Annotated in this window: 15 protein-coding genes and 3 pseudogenes; 3 read left to right on the top strand and 15 right to left on the bottom strand. The window is 57.7% G+C overall.

The window, feature by feature from the left end; translation table 11 throughout:
* The first annotated feature begins 58 nt into the window (after positions 1–58).
* A complete protein-coding gene (locus ACAty_RS14230) occupies positions 59–370 on the top strand; it encodes a type II toxin-antitoxin system TacA family antitoxin (RefSeq protein WP_004867997.1) in 312 nt (103 codons plus the stop codon).
* Between the two features lie 167 nt (positions 371–537).
* On the opposite strand, the pseudogene ACAty_RS14225 reads toward ACAty_RS14230, so the two are convergent.
* From ACAty_RS14225 to ACAty_RS14215, 3 genes and pseudogenes are all read right to left on the bottom strand, one after another.
* Positions 538–1,005, bottom strand: a pseudogene (locus ACAty_RS14225) (IS5/IS1182 family transposase); the annotation flags it as partial.
* Positions 1,006–1,014: 9 nt separating this feature from the next.
* On the bottom strand, positions 1,015–1,914 hold the full coding sequence (locus tag ACAty_RS14220; RefSeq protein ID WP_014002140.1) for an IS1595 family transposase: 900 nt from the start codon (positions 1,912–1,914) through the stop codon (positions 1,015–1,017).
* A gap of 39 nt (positions 1,915–1,953) precedes the next feature.
* Positions 1,954–2,493 (bottom strand): annotated as a pseudogene (locus ACAty_RS14215) (IS5 family transposase); the annotation flags it as partial.
* Between the two features lie 72 nt (positions 2,494–2,565).
* On the opposite strand from ACAty_RS14215, the gene ACAty_RS14210 reads away from it, so the two are divergent.
* Positions 2,566–2,982, top strand: coding sequence for a GNAT family N-acetyltransferase (locus ACAty_RS14210; RefSeq protein WP_004868018.1), 417 nt, complete (start codon positions 2,566–2,568; stop codon positions 2,980–2,982).
* A 150-nt stretch (positions 2,983–3,132) separates the two neighbouring features.
* Here the strand turns inward: ACAty_RS14210 and ACAty_RS14205 are convergent, their stop codons facing one another.
* The 7 genes from ACAty_RS14205 to ACAty_RS14175 form a co-directional block, all read right to left on the bottom strand.
* Positions 3,133–3,360 (bottom strand): hypothetical protein, encoded by a 228-nt coding sequence (locus ACAty_RS14205; protein ID WP_014002116.1) that lies wholly within the window; start codon positions 3,358–3,360, stop codon positions 3,133–3,135.
* A gap of 21 nt (positions 3,361–3,381) precedes the next feature.
* On the bottom strand, positions 3,382–3,639 hold the full coding sequence (locus ACAty_RS14200) for a hypothetical protein (RefSeq protein WP_004868019.1): 258 nt from the start codon (positions 3,637–3,639) through the stop codon (positions 3,382–3,384).
* Entirely contained in the window at positions 3,639–3,803 is a 165-nt protein-coding gene (locus ACAty_RS16245) for a hypothetical protein (protein WP_004868022.1), read from the bottom strand. Before ACAty_RS16245 ends, ACAty_RS14200 begins: the two co-directional genes overlap by 1 nt.
* Positions 3,804–4,131: 328 nt before the next feature.
* The gene (locus tag ACAty_RS14195) at positions 4,132–4,401 is read right to left on the bottom strand and encodes a metal-sensitive transcriptional regulator (protein WP_004868027.1); all 270 of its coding nucleotides are present in this window, start codon (positions 4,399–4,401) and stop codon (positions 4,132–4,134) included.
* 243 nt (positions 4,402–4,644) lie between these two features.
* Complete coding sequence (locus ACAty_RS14190; RefSeq protein WP_004870104.1) at positions 4,645–5,391, bottom strand: response regulator; 747 nt, start codon at positions 5,389–5,391, stop codon at positions 4,645–4,647.
* A 44-nt stretch (positions 5,392–5,435) separates the two neighbouring features.
* Positions 5,436–7,013 carry a potassium-transporting ATPase subunit KdpA gene (gene kdpA, locus ACAty_RS14185; RefSeq protein WP_004870103.1) on the bottom strand — a complete coding sequence of 526 codons (1,578 nt, stop codon included), beginning with the start codon at positions 7,011–7,013 and terminating at the stop codon, positions 5,436–5,438.
* 618 nt (positions 7,014–7,631) lie between these two features.
* On the bottom strand, positions 7,632–8,081 hold the full coding sequence (locus ACAty_RS14175) for a hypothetical protein (RefSeq protein WP_004870098.1): 450 nt from the start codon (positions 8,079–8,081) through the stop codon (positions 7,632–7,634).
* A gap of 289 nt (positions 8,082–8,370) precedes the next feature.
* On the opposite strand from ACAty_RS14175, the pseudogene ACAty_RS14170 reads away from it, so the two are divergent.
* A pseudogene (locus tag ACAty_RS14170) lies at positions 8,371–8,907 on the top strand (IS1595 family transposase); the annotation flags it as partial.
* Between the two features lie 681 nt (positions 8,908–9,588).
* On the opposite strand, the gene proB reads toward ACAty_RS14170, so the two are convergent.
* The 5 genes from proB to kdpB all read right to left on the bottom strand — a co-directional run bounded on the left by proB (position 9,589) and on the right by kdpB (position 14,921).
* The gene (gene proB / locus ACAty_RS14160) at positions 9,589–10,491 is read right to left on the bottom strand and encodes a glutamate 5-kinase (RefSeq protein WP_077272696.1); all 903 of its coding nucleotides are present in this window, start codon (positions 10,489–10,491) and stop codon (positions 9,589–9,591) included.
* A gap of 45 nt (positions 10,492–10,536) precedes the next feature.
* Entirely contained in the window at positions 10,537–10,731 is a 195-nt protein-coding gene (locus ACAty_RS14155; RefSeq protein ID WP_004870092.1) for a hypothetical protein, read from the bottom strand.
* Positions 10,732–10,832: 101 nt separating this feature from the next.
* Positions 10,833–12,002 carry a porin gene (locus ACAty_RS14150; protein ID WP_038471440.1) on the bottom strand — a complete coding sequence of 390 codons (1,170 nt, stop codon included), beginning with the start codon at positions 12,000–12,002 and terminating at the stop codon, positions 10,833–10,835.
* 245 nt (positions 12,003–12,247) lie between these two features.
* The gene (kdpC, locus tag ACAty_RS14145) at positions 12,248–12,850 is read right to left on the bottom strand and encodes a potassium-transporting ATPase subunit KdpC (protein ID WP_004870087.1); all 603 of its coding nucleotides are present in this window, start codon (positions 12,848–12,850) and stop codon (positions 12,248–12,250) included.
* Between the two features lie 10 nt (positions 12,851–12,860).
* Entirely contained in the window at positions 12,861–14,921 is a 2,061-nt protein-coding gene (gene kdpB, locus ACAty_RS14140) for a potassium-transporting ATPase subunit KdpB (protein ID WP_051620888.1), read from the bottom strand.
* Positions 14,922–14,924: the final 3 nt, after the last annotated feature.

The raw sequence follows: 14,924 nt of genomic DNA, 5'->3' as shown, positions 1-14,924 counted from the left end.
ATGGCGCCAAAATGGCGACAGTGATAGAGTGAGGACCCAGAGTACATTTGGGGGTGATATGGGTTCCACCGTAGCCAAGCAGAACCGCATCGGCGCTCGGGTTCCCCACGAGGTCTATGAAACTCTGTGTCGTGCTGCCGAGCTGACTGGTGCCACGGTCAATCAGTTTCTCGTGCAGGCGGCATTGAAAGAGGCCCAGGAGGTCCTCGAGCGTGAAGCGGTCATTCGCCTCACCCCGCGCGACTGGAACTGGCTGCTGGACTTGCTGGAAAGCCCGCCGGAGCCGAATGCCAAATTGAAGGCTGCCATGATGCGCCATCACCAGAGCAAGCGGGAAGATGCAGATACTGCCTTTAACTGGGAACCATGATCGGCAGCGATTTGACTGTGGTCGGCAGGAGCTTAAGGAAGCTCTGACCTAGCCTAAAAAGGTGCGCCTTGTCCCCAGTATTGACCTAAGCACGTTGCTATCAGGTCACTTATCCGTCAAATTCCCCCATTTTCTGGAGAATTATTGGATATTGGGCACACCACTCCCTACGCGGCCAGGAGATATCTCCTCAGCATGTACAGATTGGCCAAGGCAAAGAGCGTGGTCAGTTGAGCACCGTTCTTGGCCAGACCCCGATATCTGGTTCGCTGATAACCGAATTGGCACTTCAGCACCCGGAAGGCGTGTTCTCCCCGGGCACGGATCCGGGCAATGGCGCGGTTGTAGCGCTTGAGGGCCGCCAAGCCGGTTTTCTGCCCAGGATAGCGTCGCCGCGCTACCGCGTTCCGTATGCCTCGGGCCACCAGCGTGTCATGCACCTGGGGATAGTCATAGCCCCGGTCAGCGAGGACCACCGACTCCTCTCCGGTAAGGAGCCCCTCCAGCCGCTGATGATCCGGTACCTTGGCCGCCGTGAAGTCCACCGCCTGTACGATACCTTGGAGATCCGTTGCCACATGCGCCTTCATCCCGAAATACCACTGATTCCCTTTCTTGGTGGAACTCATCTCTGGACATGCCTGTTAACCTTTCTCAGCAACAAGCCGGACCGGGATATGTTCCATACAGGCATTGAGCAACCTCAGGGGCAGTTCTGGCTCCCAGAAACGGCGATTGAAGCGATAGACAAACTCGTTCAGATATTCCTGCAGATATTTGCCGGATACCCCATGGAATGTGCCCAAAAGAAAGGCCTTGAGGTTACCAATGGCGATGTGTACCCACGGCAACCACTCGTCCACCTGATGCGGTTTGGTCACGCGCCCCTCATGCTCTTGGCTCTCTCCGAGAACTCGCAGCGCTATTAAGCCGTCGGTGCGGGTAGGTTGCTTGGGGCGCAAGCGTCGCCGCGCGAATTCGCGAATCCGGTCGGCAGAGACCGAAGGCGTCGTCTCGATGGCAATAAAGCCCGCCTTCTTGCCCCGGTTTTCCACGGCAACCAAGATCGGTGTTTTGCCTTCGGCCCCTCGACCGCTCTTCCCCCCAGACCGGCGTCCACCGACAAAGGCATCGTCCAACTCTACCAGCCCTTCCAAGCGATACAGACTGTCGCGATCGCCCATGGCGCGGCGCATGCGGCGCAACATCCGGTGAGCCGTGATCCAGGAGACCCCAATCTGCTTCGACAGCCGCAGGGCGGACAATCCGCCCTTGTCGCTCGCCATCAAATAGATGGCCAGGAACCATTGCACCAGGGGCACATTGGACGAATGAAAAATTGTGCCGGCCGTCACCGAGGTCTGATGGCGACAGTGCCCGCACTGAAAGAGTTTTCGTCCGGCGATCCAGTATCCGCGGTCATGGCCGCATTTCGGACATCGAAACCCCTCGGGCCAGCGCTTTTGTTTCAGCGCCTCCAAGCAGGCCTCTTCCGTGCCAAACCGCGCTTGCCACTGCAAGAGGTTCGTCGCTTCAGCTTTCATCTCAGACCTCCTTTCTCTATGCCTCACAGAGAGTTAGAGCTTGATTGCTGAGAATGATTCAGAGGCATGTCTTGGTGGACTCATCTCTGGATCCCGCTTGCGGTCTCGGTTCTTGGTGGAGCTCGGGGCGTGAATCAAGGTGGCATCCACGGTCTTGCCTTCCTGCAGCAAGAGCCCTTTCTCCTGCAACACGGACTGCACCTCGGCAAAGATGGCCTGGGCAAGCGCATGGCGCTCCAGTAAGCGGCGGAACTTCAGGATCGTGGTCTCATCGGGAACGAAGTCCCGACCCAAGTCGATACCGACGAATTGACGGAGCAGAGGAACCTCGTACAGGGCCTCTTCCATCCCCGGATCGGAGTAGCCGAACCATTGCTGGAGAAAGTGGATCCGCAGCATCCGCTCCAAAGGCATAGGTTTGCGGCCGCTGCCCCCCTTGGGGTAGTGCGGCTCGATCAAGGCCACAAGCCTGGCCCAGGGAACCACGGCATCCATCTCGGCCAGAAAGCGTTCTCGCTTGGTCTGCTTGCGGCGTCGCGACAGGCTGGGCTCCTCGGCAAAGGTTATCTGTCCGGACATGGATAGCATCTCCTCGCTACTCGGTCAGCCCATTGTATCAGATGGCTAAATCAGAGACTCCTTAACGACTGGTTGCGGCGGGTTGCGCGTCAGCACCAAGACAAGGGTCTATCGAAGACCTTCATCGCCGCCCGTGAGCGAGAGCCCGAACGCATTTGTGCCTATTATGCGCTGACCTTGGCCGAACTCGAAAACCATCTTTTGCCCGACGCGTGGCGCAAGAAGCTGCCGCGCCGTATCCCAGGTGTGCGGCTTAGCCGACTGGCGGTTGACCGCGAGTATCAAAGTAAAGGCCTGGGAGCGCTGCTGCTGATGGATGCGCTGACGAGGGCGCGGCGTATTTACGACGAGGCAGGAGGCATTGGTCTGTTTGTCGACGCCATCGATGAGCGTGCGGCCGAATATTATCGGCAATACGGTTTCCAGACCGCGCCGGACAACCCTCTGCTTTTGTTCCTCCCAGTGACGATCACGGAATCTGGGTTGTGATTCCCTGGCGACGCCCATGGTTGCGGATTCATTCGGTTGCGCTGGAGATTCTGGCTTTTACGCTGGGGATGGATGGCGCGGCGGTGGCAACGTCGAGTACGCAGCGGAAGCTGCCGTTCATGAGATCCACATTATCGACTCGGGAGTATGCTATTTCTCAGGATTGTCCAACATGGAATACCACTTCTGAAAGGCCACCAAACTCCAGATAGATTCTACGATGCCAAAGGGCCACGTTCCGGCAAGAAACCCGTAGATCGCAGAACCGATGCAGCTTATACCAAATGCTAGAGTAAACCACGATGATTTTTGCTCCAGAGCATAAAAAATCATCATCAGAGTGACCACCGATGCGCCGTATATCGTCAGGAGAGTCACATTTTTCTCCCGTTCTGCGTATCAAAGCCCTACCACTAAGGCGAGCCCTAGAATCATAAGAATGAGCGGGCTCAATCGTTCGCCATTACGATCCAGCCAAGCCCACCGCCAGCGTAGACCCAGCCACGTAGCGAGCCAGACCAAGAGTAGGATAAGGACCAGCGTCGCCAGGGAATAGGTCAGCAGCACCGCCGTAATGGCCAGCGTTCCCAGCGGCAGTGCTGCGATGAGCACCGGGACAAAAGCCCCATCCGGAGAGGCCGCAACCCCAGCGACCATCAAGGTCCACCAAGAGCGTCCCAACGATGCATGCCCTGTGTGGTCATGCCCATGATGGTCGTGGTCGTGGTCTTGGTCTTGGTCGTGAAGGTGAGGGTGAGGGTGAGGGTGAGGGTGAGGGTGAGGGTGAGGGTGAGGGTGAGGGTGAGGGTGAGGGGCGCCACGTATCATCTGCCAAAGCAGAAGTCCAGCACCGGTCATGAGTAAGATGCCTCCCAGGATCTCGTCCTGATACCGAGCAAAATGAGCAAAGTTTCTCTCAAGGCTGTATCCCAGCGCCAAAAGAATGACCCCAAGGATGAGAGAACCCGCGATGTGACCGAAACCGGCCCACGCCGCAACCCGCAGAGCTCGTCGCATGGGCCATCTTTGGGTGCGTGCGAGCATCGCAATGGGCATCCAGTGATCGGGAAGGATCGCGTGAAAGAAGGCTACCAAAAAAGCGGCGAGCAGGAGCAACAGCAGCGTAGAAGACATGAAGAGCTCCCGTGATCAGGGCAAGAAATAACGGGCGAAGGCCGCTTTGATACTCGCTATCGGTTCGTCTGCATCCCCGTCCCGGATAACATCTACCAAGCAGTGATCCAGGTGATCTTCAAAAACCATCCGGGCGACCTTATCCAAAGCGGCGCGCGCTGCGGCCATCTGATTCAGGACTTCTGGGCAATCGCGGTCTTCCTCCAGCATTTGCCGGATACCGCGGACCTGACCTTCCAGACGGGCCATGCGCTGCAGGATGGCCCGTCGATCGTGTGCTGACATACCTATACCCCCTAACAGTATTTAAACGCAGAGTGGATACCCGCGCGCAGGAGTCTGTCAAGGCATTACCGGAGGTGTACATCTGCTCTATATGGGCTTGTAATAGTTCCGTGTTTTCTCGCACATAGGAGATCGTCACGATAAAGCGTGACCAGAATTATCCCCTTTTGCACGCCGATTGATAAACGAATACCACAAATACCTGTGGGCTGATTTAAAAAAATAACTCTTTATTGTCGTTACTCAATCTCTGTTAGTTTTTGATTGTTTCTCGGTAAAGTCGGGAACAACGAGGCGATACCCAATTCCAAGCTCAGTGAGCAGGAATTGGGGAAGGCTTGCATCGCTTTCGATTTTCTCACGCAGCCTTTGCACGTATATACGTACGTAATGCGTGTGTTCCTCATGCGTGTGGCCCCAAATGGCGTTCAGGATACGCTTACTCGGAACGATGGTTCCGCAGTTGCGTAAGAGAATGCGCATGAGTTGGTACTCCTTATTGGTGAGCAGAATTTCCCGTTCCCCGATCACCAGCACGCGTCTGTTGTCGTCCAATCGCCATTCTCCCCGCACTATAGCGCCCTCGTTCGTCGTGACATGAACCCTTCTGAGGTGCGCTTGGAGACGAGCCATCAGTTCCCCATAATGAAAGGGTTTGGTTAGATAGTCGTCAGCACCTAGCTGAAAGGCCTGAATCTTATCCGCTTCGTTTCCACGAGCCGAGACCACAATAATCACCTGATCGGCCGACTGCGTTCTAAACCACGGAATCAGATCCAAGCCGTCCCGATCCGGAAGCCCCAAGTCCAAGAAGACGACCGAATAGGGCGTGCGTTCGTGCGCGCGGCGCTGGCGCACGGCCCGCTGTGCTGCGGCCGCCGATGTCTCCCAATCCACAAGGTACGTATCCCCGAGGCGCAGATTATTCTCGAGGAGTCTACCGATACGCAAGTCGTCCTCAACCACGAGTATTGCCAATTTGTTCTCCATACCGTTTTAGCCTCCCGCGCGCCTCGTCTAAGCAGTCACCACGCTCACCACTGGAGTTGTGGGGGCGGCAGGATGGCCCATTGTGCTGCCAGCGGACCGAGGGCAAAGGCCGGCAGGAAGGTAATCGCTCCCAGTACGACGATAACGAAAGTGACGAAGAGAATCATGAGTACCGAGCTCTCTCGCAATATTCCCGCGCCTTGCGGCAACCGCTTCTTTTGGATAAGACTCCCAGCCATGGCCAGAAGCGGCAGTATTCCAAAGTATCTTCCGAACAGCATTGCCATGGCCGAGAGTGCGTTGTAGAAGGTGGTGTTGACATTCAGACCGCCCATATCGCTTCCATTATTGTTTACCGCGCTCGTGAATTCGTAGAGGACCTCGCTGAACCCCTGGGGACCAGGATTGAACACGGCAGCGCGTCCGTCAGGCACACTCACGGCGAAAGCCGTGGTGAGCAACACAAGCACCGGCATCACCAATAGGGACAAGGCCACCATTTTGATCTCGAATGCCTCAATTTTTTTGGCCAAGAAGACTGGACTGCGCCCGGTCATCAATCCTGCTAAAAAAACCGCAAAGATCATAGTTGCCAGGAAGCTCTCCAGGCCCACACGAGCTCCCCCAAACAAGAGCTCCCCCAGCTGCATAAATACCATGTTGATACCACTGGATAGCGGCATCATGGAGTCGTAGGCACAGCCAGACATACCGGCTCCCGTGGTGGCAGCGAGACTGCCGAAAAGCGCACATGCGCCGGATCCGAAGCGCAGATCAACCCCCTCCAGATTACCACCTCCGCCCGCGTCTGGGCCGCTTGCGCGAGAAACGCTGGGTGGGAATTGGGGATTGGAAACGAGGTCCGCCGCTTCGCTCGTCACAGCCAGAGGGAGCCATAAGAGCGTGGTACAGGCGAGAATCGCCCAAGCTACCCGGGGGCGCCGCAAGGCACGCCCGAACCAGAAAATCAGGGCGGTGGGGATGAGCAAAAAGGACACCATCTGCCCGAGGTTGGACAAAGGCGTCGGATTCACGAAGGGATGTGCCACACCTGCGTTGAAAACAGCTCCTCCATCCCCCGCCAGTATGGTGATCGCTTCCTGTGAGGCAGCCGGCCCCATGGCCAGAACCTGATGTCTTATCCAGTGACCGTCATGCCAAAAGGGCTGTATCAAATCCGCGTGGACATAGGCCACCCAATTCTCAATGGCTCCTTGCTGGATATAAAACACCGTAAAAATGGCGGCCAACGGCAAGAAGAGGTACAGCACCGTTCGGGTGGTGTCTACCCAGAAATTGCCGAGCCCCCGTCCTTCGCTGCGCATGAAGGCGCGGGCCACTGCCAGCAGCGTAACGACGCCACTGGCGGCGGCGAGGAAATTCTGCTGCGCAAGGCCTGCGGCTTTGGATAGATAACTCAACGTGCTCTCGCCACCATAATCCTGCAGATTGGTGGTGGTCACGAAACTTGCGGCGGTGTTAAAGGCCATAATGGGCGACATGCCGGCAAAGTGTTCCGGATTGAAAGGCAAAGCCCCTTGCCAACGCAACAGGACGTAGAGACTCGGTGCGCCGAGCCCGTTGAAGCCCAAAAAGCTGAGAGCGTAACGTTTCCAATCCATGTCCTGGTGCGCTGCCTGCCAGGTGGTAGATCATCTCCTCTATCGGACCCAATACCCGCCGCGCCCAAAACACGCGGCCGTTGTAGACCGAGTCGAGATATATTCCGAGGGGATAGGCCAACAGGATGGTCAGCCCCAGGACGAAAAGGGTTTGGAGGACGCTGGCAAGTAAGGGATGCATGGGGCTCTCCTCAAGACCAGATTGCCCAGTCCGATTGGATGAAGGCGTGGTCGCGCGGGTGGCAGCCGCGAAAGATCTGGCTAACGCAAAGGCAGAGCAGATAACTTTCACGCATACGCGTCTCAAGGAGATGCTGGAGCGCCGGCAAGACCAGGTCGGGTAAGCGTATCACATACACCGCACCGATCCGCCGCACCTTGCGTTCCGGAGGTTCGGCATTGCTCAGCGGAATGAACCAAAGGTCCCAGTGCAAACCCCGAAAGGCGCCCTTGGGCGACTTGCGCCATGATCGGTAACTGCTTCATAACCTCACACTCCTTTGCGGCTGAGCGGGATACAGGAGGCGGAAGGCCTCTCGTGGATCGATGGGCTTCCCCCAGGGAATACCGTTTCGATCCGTAAAAGGCCTTCCGTCCAGACAACAGCAGGGATCTTCCCTAAAAACCAACGGCACGCGGTTGCACATCGGAGGACATCGATGCTTGCGCTCCCTCTTGCACGTACTGCCGACGAAGGTGGTCTACTTCCTGGGGCGCAAGACGCCATTCCTGCCAGAAAGCCGCGCCATCGGGATCGATGCGCCAAAATCCCAGGGTGGAGGTTTCGCGGCAATACCAAAAAGCGCGGTGCTCGAGGTCGACCAGAAGCTCCCACTGGCGCGATTCCCTAGCCCTGCGGCTGGGCTCAAAAAAAGCTTTGCCCCACGGAAAAAGATCGTGGGGCGCGACACGCGGCAGGAGCTTTTCGATGCCGGGGAAAATACCCGGTCTGGCCCGCAAGGATTGCCGCTCCCTACGCGCAGAATCGGCAGCGGCGAGGTGCCGAGCGTAGAGCCAATAAAGGCCCAAAAGGAGTAAAGCAAAGCTCAGAATCACACCGTATAGCATAAGCAACTCCTCCCAAAGCGACCCAAGGTGAGAAAAACGGATTTACGGACGACATGGATCACGGCTTCAACCCCGTTTGCAGCGCGTCCCTATCCTGCCGACGCGCTGCGTGATAGCCCTTGAGAAAGGCGTAAAAACACGGATCTTGGCCTGCATCGCGCAGTGGCCAGCGCGCCTGGGCAGTAAGAATTGCCGGATGCAAGTCCGCCTGCGGGTGCTGGCGCGCCCAGCGCTGGCCATCTCGGAATGCCCTGCGTAAACGAAGTCTGCTCTGTGCAAGCCACACGAGGGCGATCGCGACAGTCTGTATCGCTTGGAAGGGCTGGTAGAGTTGGACGATGCCTTTGTCGGTGGACGCCGGTCTGGGGGGAAGAGCGGTCGAGGGGCCGAAGGCAAAACACCGATCTTGGTTGCCGTGGAAAACCGGGGCAAGAAGGCGGGCTTTATTGCCATCGAGACGACGCCTTCGGTCTCTGCCGACCGGATTCGCGAATTCGCGCGGCGACGCTTGCGCCCCAAGCAACCTACCCGCACCGACGGCTTAATAGCGCTGCGAGTTCTCGGAGAGAGCCAAGAGCATGAGGGGCGCGTGACCAAACCGCATCAGGTGGACGAGTGGTTGCCGTGGGTACACATCGCCATTGGTAACCTCAAGGCCTTTCTTTTGGGCACATTCCATGGGGTATCCGGCAAATATCTGCAGGAATATCTGAACGAGTTTGTCTATCGCTTCAATCGCCGTTTCTGGGAGCCAGAACTGCCCCTGAGGTTGCTCAATGCCTGTATGGAACATATCCCGGTCCGGCTTGTTGCTGAGAAAGGTTAACAGGCATGTACCAAAAAGCGCGGTGCTCGAGGTCGACCAGAAGCTCCCACTGGCGCGATTCCCTAGCCCTGCGGCTGGGCTCAAAAAAAGCTTTGCCCCACGGAAAAAGATCGTGGGGCGCGACACGCGGCAGGAGCTTTTCGATGCCGGGGAAAATACCCGGTCTGGCCCGCAAGGATTGCCGCTCCCTACGCGCAGAATCGGCAGCGGCGAGGTGCCGAGCGTAGAGCCAATAAAGGCCCAAAAGGAGTAAAGCAAAGCTCAGAATCACACCGTATAGCATAAGCAACTCCTCCCAAAGCGACCCAAGGTGAGAAAAACGGATTTACGGACGACATGGATCACGGCTTCAACCCCGTTTGCAGCGCGTCCCTATCCTGCCGACGCGCTGCGTGATAGCCCTTGAGAAAGGCGTAAAAACACGGATCTTGGCCTGCATCGCGCAGTGGCCAGCGCGCCTGGGCAGTAAGAATTGCCGGATGCAAGTCCGCCTGCGGGTGCTGGCGCGCCCAGCGCTGGCCATCTCGGAATGCCCTGCGTAAACGAAGTCTGCTCTGTGCAAGCCACACGAGGCAAAACCACACCGCCGGCAGCAGCCAAACCAAACCCCTCGTCAGGGATGGCCATGGGTTCGGCGAGAGCACGATAACTTTCCTTGGGGCAAGCGGCGGCGTTTCCGGTTCACGCCCATTGGTAAGCCGGTTGCGGGAGGGCCGGCAGCCCCAAGCGCTGACCCAGGCTCCAGGTCGCGGGCGGCAGAACCCAGGTGCCCACTCTTTCTCCCCGGCGAATGCGTAACAATACGTGACTCTGTCGTCCAGCGGCGATGCGCGTGGGAATACCACGGCCACCGGCGAGGATAGCCGCCTGAATCTTGGTGGCCATACCGCCCGTTCCGTGCACTCCCGTGTCGCCGCCAGCCATCGCCAGTATCCTGGGATCATTGCCATGGCAGACCTCTACCAAACGCGCCAGGGCGTCTCGGCGTGGATCAGCGGTGTACAGGCCCCCCTGGTCGGTGAGTAAAACCAATAAGTCCGCGCGCCAGGCTCGGGCGACGTGGGCAGCGAGCAGATCGTTGTTGCCAATGCCGTTACCGGCATGTGTCGTAGCATCGTTCTCGTTGACGATCGGCACAGCACCCATGGTCAGGAGCGTGCCGAGGGAACGGCGCAGACGGCGCTGGGCGTGCCGACCGGAAAGATCCGCGCTCGTCAGCAGCAGTTGTCCACAAAACGTTTCGCAGGCCTCGAAGCTTTCCTGGAAGACCCGCATCAGCGCTGCCTGCCCCAAACTTGCCGCGACTCGCCGTACCACCGCATCGGTGCCAGGATCGCCGGCACGCTCGCGCAAGTGGCCTTGGCCGACGCTGACGGAGCCCGAGCTCACCAGCACTATCTCCACACCCTGCTCGCGCAGCGCCGCTATCTGAAAGACCAGGCCGCGAATAGCCACACGATCCGGTTGGCCGTCATCCCGAGTGAGCACGCTGCTTCCCACTTTGATGACCCAGCGATGACCCAGACACGTGACGTGCCTCGTGGACGGATTTTGCCGTAGTTCAACCTTTGCACTTCTCAACATGACGGACTCCTCTGAGACGGTTCACGTATACTCGTCGGATAATCTCTACACAGGCTCGGGGGCTTCCGGCTGGACACCGGCTTGCGCCAAAGCACAGCCGCGCTCGAAGGCATAGAGCAGAACACCAGCACGGTTTTCGGAATATAGGGTGTAACAGGCGGCTTCTATGGCATCGGGATTGGCCTGTGGGTGATCCAGCGCCCAGCGATATCCTTGCCATTCGGCCTTCTTTATCTGCATCTTAAGCGGTTCCATAGCTACCCTCATTCGGCATACCCACTGTGGGCGAGCGCCATACGGCTTCGCAAACTCCCAACGAAGCCTCCACCATCAACTGTCGTTCAAAACAAAAAACCCGTCTCGATAAGTCCCCGCAACTGGGTAGTTCCCTGGCCCGTAGCCCCTGAGAAACCAAGGCCCGTCGGACACGACGCGGTGACATAGGACAATTCCCCGCGCAGGAAGAAATCCCCGGCCTGATAGGTGGGCGTCAGGGTCACCGACCAAGCGTGGGAATCCTCGGGCAGGTCGGTAATGCCGCTGGCATAGGACTCCTGTCCCAAGCCTGGATGGCCCGACACCCCGAGGTACTCCACCCGGCCAGTCAGACTGAACGTCGGAGTAAAGCTGTAGCTCGCGAGCACGGCGCCTCCGTAATTGGAAAAGCCGTGGTCAAGGCCAATCCCCAACTGGGCCGGCGTACGCATGTACTGCAGGTAGGGCTCTATCGTCAGCGGACCGTGGTTGTAGGTGTAAATCAGTCCGTAGATCGTGCTGTCGTCGGCCCCGTCGGCGATATTCCCCGCACCGTAGGTATTGGTCGTGCTGCCACCGGCTTTGCCGAGGTTCCCGCTCGCGTAGAACTCCAGACTGTTGCTGCCATCGATGGTCCAGGTCAGGTCGCCGCTGACCGTGTTGTAGCGGTTGGAGTAATAGCCATCGTTCCAGGACAAAGATGCGCTGAGCGGACCCATGCTGTAATTGGCCTGCACACCGCGACTGACGATGGGTTCCACATCCCACAACAGTCCCCGTTCGATGTTGAGGTTCTGAAAGGTAAACCCGTCCTCGGCACCGATGAGGGTGGGCAGTTTACCGATCTCCACAGAGAACGCCTTGCTCGGGGCAAGCGTCACGTAGGCAACTGGCAGGGCCCCAAAGTCGTTGACGGTTTGGCTCGCCGAGGTGAACCAGGATGCCAGGGTCGGGAAGCTGTAGGCCCCGGCCTCGAGGGTGAATTGGACGAGGCCACTGCTTTTCTGCACGATGACAAGACCGTTACTGATATCGGCACCGACATGCTTGCTGGCCAGGGTTCCGGCAACAGTCCCTTGGGGATTATCCTGATAAAACCCAAGACCACTGACTACCCCCTGTACGCCGATCTGGCCCAAGGGGCCTGCAGAGACCATATAGGGGCTCGGAAGGGTCAGAGCGCTGGCAGATACGGGCACGCAGAGTGCGACACATGCGTACTGGATTTGCCTGCGCAGGGAGTTACGGATCGTCACGTTGCCACTCCTTCTGGAAGAACTCTACGGATACCCACGTTGGTAGCGTGAGGTTCGCCACCATTTAGGTACTCCCTAAAAGATAGACGGTTTATCGTAAAAATAAAATAAATAATACATAAAATTTGCGTAAAATTTGAACACAAAGAAAGGCGCCTCTCGGCGCCTTTTTATTAACGACATATTCCCGTTTTACGTGCTTGTTTGCCCGCCGAGGACATCGCACCCGTTTCCTGGGCAAGCTATTACTTACCCTCTCTGCCTCGGCTCATATGCTGATATATGGCGTGCAAAGCAAGATTCAAGCGTACGGCATTAACCACCGGTTCACCGATAAAACCCAAAAGCGGATAGGTGGTATAGCGCTGCACGAGTGCCTTCAACCTGGCTGGGCTGATCCCTCCGCTGTGGGCGATGCGCAAAATCTGGTAGTTTGCCGCGGCAATACTGATGTCGGGGTCGAGTCCGCTCGCCGAAGACGTCACCAGATCGACCGGAACCGGGCCTTTTTCTGCGGGGTCGGCCCGCTTGAGTGCCTCGACCCGAGCCTTGACGTGCTGCAACAGCACAGGGTTGTTCGGGCCAAGGTTGGAGGCGCTCGAACCCGCCCCATTATACGGCATGGGTGATGTTGCTGAGGGTCGACTCCAGAAGTACTGGGGTTCGCGAAAGTACTGGCCGATCAGCGCCGACCCCACGATTTTGCCATTCTCGCGTATCAAAGAGCCGTTGGCTTGATACGGAAACGCCAGTTGACCAATGCCGGTCATGACCAAGGGGTAGACCAGCCCAGTCAATACCGCCAGTAACAAAAATAACACGAGCGCCGTTCTGATCTCTTTAAGCATCTGTCTTCTCCTAGAGTACGGCCAACAGCATATCGATGAGCTTGATCCCGACAAATGGGGCAACGATGCCGCCTAGCCCATAGATCCAGACATTTCGGCGAAGGATTTGCTCTGCGGATTCGGCTCGGAACTTAATTCCGCGCAGTGCTAAGGGGATGAGGAACGGAATAATGATCGCATTGAAAATCACCGCCGCCATAATGGCGTCGCTTGGCGAATTCAGGTCCATAATGTTGAGCGCCGAGAGTTGCGGGTACGTGGCGACAAAAGCAGCGGGGATGATTGCGAAGTACTTTGCAACGTCGTTGGCGATGCTAAAGGTCGTGAGTGCTCCTCGGGTCATCAGCAATTGCTTTCCGATGCGCACGATGTCCAGCAACTTCGTAGGATCGGAGTCCAGATCCACCATATTGGATGCCTCCCGAGCAGCCTGGGTACCACTGGCCATGCACAGGCCAACGTCCGCTTGTGCAAGAGCAGGAGCATCGTTGGTCCCGTCGCCGGTCATCGCGACCATATAACCCTCTTGCTGATATTGGCGAATCCGCGCAAGCTTCGTTTCCGGTTTGGCTTCAGCAAGATAGTCGTCCACACCGGCTTCCGCGGCTATGGCGGCGGCAGTCAACGGATTGTCTCCGGTAACCATAACTGTGCGAATACCCATTTCTCGCAGTTCGGCAAAGCGTTCCCGGATACCGGATTTGATGATGTCGCGTAGTTCGACGACTCCCAATACTTGGGCGTCGGCGCAAACGACGAGCGGTGTCGAACCGCTACCGGCAACCTGATCGACCAGCGTGTCCAGTTCCTTGGGCCACTCGCCACCCGACTCAAGGACATAGGCTTTGATCGCGTCCGGTGCCCCCTTACGCAGGGCCACGCCGTCCCAGTTGACACCACTCATGCGGCTCTCTGCCGTAAACGCAATGAAGGTGGCGCCTTCGGGGAGGGCTTCCTTACGATCGGGGAAGTTTTTCTCCGCGAGCGCAACAATGCTCTTGCCTTCCGGGGTATTGTCGGCCAATGAGGCCCGACGTGCCGCCAGGGCAAGCTCGTCACTGGTTACGCGACCGACCGGATAAAATATATCTGCCTGCCGGTTGCCCAGGGTGATCGTTCCCGTTTTGTCCAAAAGGAGAATGTCCGCGTCACCGGCCGCCTCGATGGCGCGTCCCGACGTGGCGACCACCTTGGCCTTCAGGAGCCGGACGATGCCAGCGATACCAATGGCCGGCAACAGCGCACCGATGGTTGTTGGAATCAGGCAGACCAGGAGAGCTATGAGAATTGGGAGGCTGATCACATGGCCCGCGTGGCTGGCGTAGTGAACGCTGTACCAGGAAAATGCGTAGAGCGTCAGGGTGACCACCAGAAAGACCAGGGTAAGCACAACGAGCAACACACTGAGGGCAATTTCGTTTGGGGTCTTCCGGCGCGTGGCGCTCTCTACCATGCCGATCATCCGGTCGAGGAAGGTGTTACCCGCTTCCTGGGTAACACGAATCACCAACCAGTCGGAAATCACGCGCGTACCTCCGGTAACCGCGCTACGATCACCTCCACTCTCCCGAATGACAGGGGCGCTCTCTCCGGTGATAGCGCTTTCATCGACCGCAGCCACCCCCAAAACCGCGTCGCCGTCAGTTGGCACCAGATCTCCTGCCTCGACCAGTACAAAGTCTCCCACACGAAGGCTTGCACCCGGCACAATCGTGTAGGCCGATGAACGTTCGGCCCGAGACAACTTCTTTGCGGCCATCTCCTGCCGACTCTGCCGCAAACTAGCCGCTTGAGCCTGCCCTTGGCGCTCTGCCAGGGCTTCCGCGAAATTCGCAAAGAGAAGCGTCAGCCAAAGCCACAAGTCGATAAATCCGACAAAAACGGTTTCGCTTGATCCCCTAAACAGGTCGTACACGAGCATGACCAGCAACAGCCAGGACGACAAATATACCACGGCCATAACCGGGTTGCGGAGCTGATGCCGGAGAGAGAGCAGAGTAAAACTGTCGCGAGCAGAATCTTTGACAATTGTACCCCAAATCATTGGAGAAGATACATTCATATCCGACATAAC

It is taken from the genome of Acidithiobacillus caldus ATCC 51756 (genome assembly GCF_000175575.2).
In the GTDB taxonomy this organism is placed as follows: domain Bacteria; phylum Pseudomonadota; class Gammaproteobacteria; order Acidithiobacillales; family Acidithiobacillaceae; genus Acidithiobacillus_A; species Acidithiobacillus_A caldus.
This window is presented reverse-complemented; position numbering and strand designations above follow the sequence as displayed.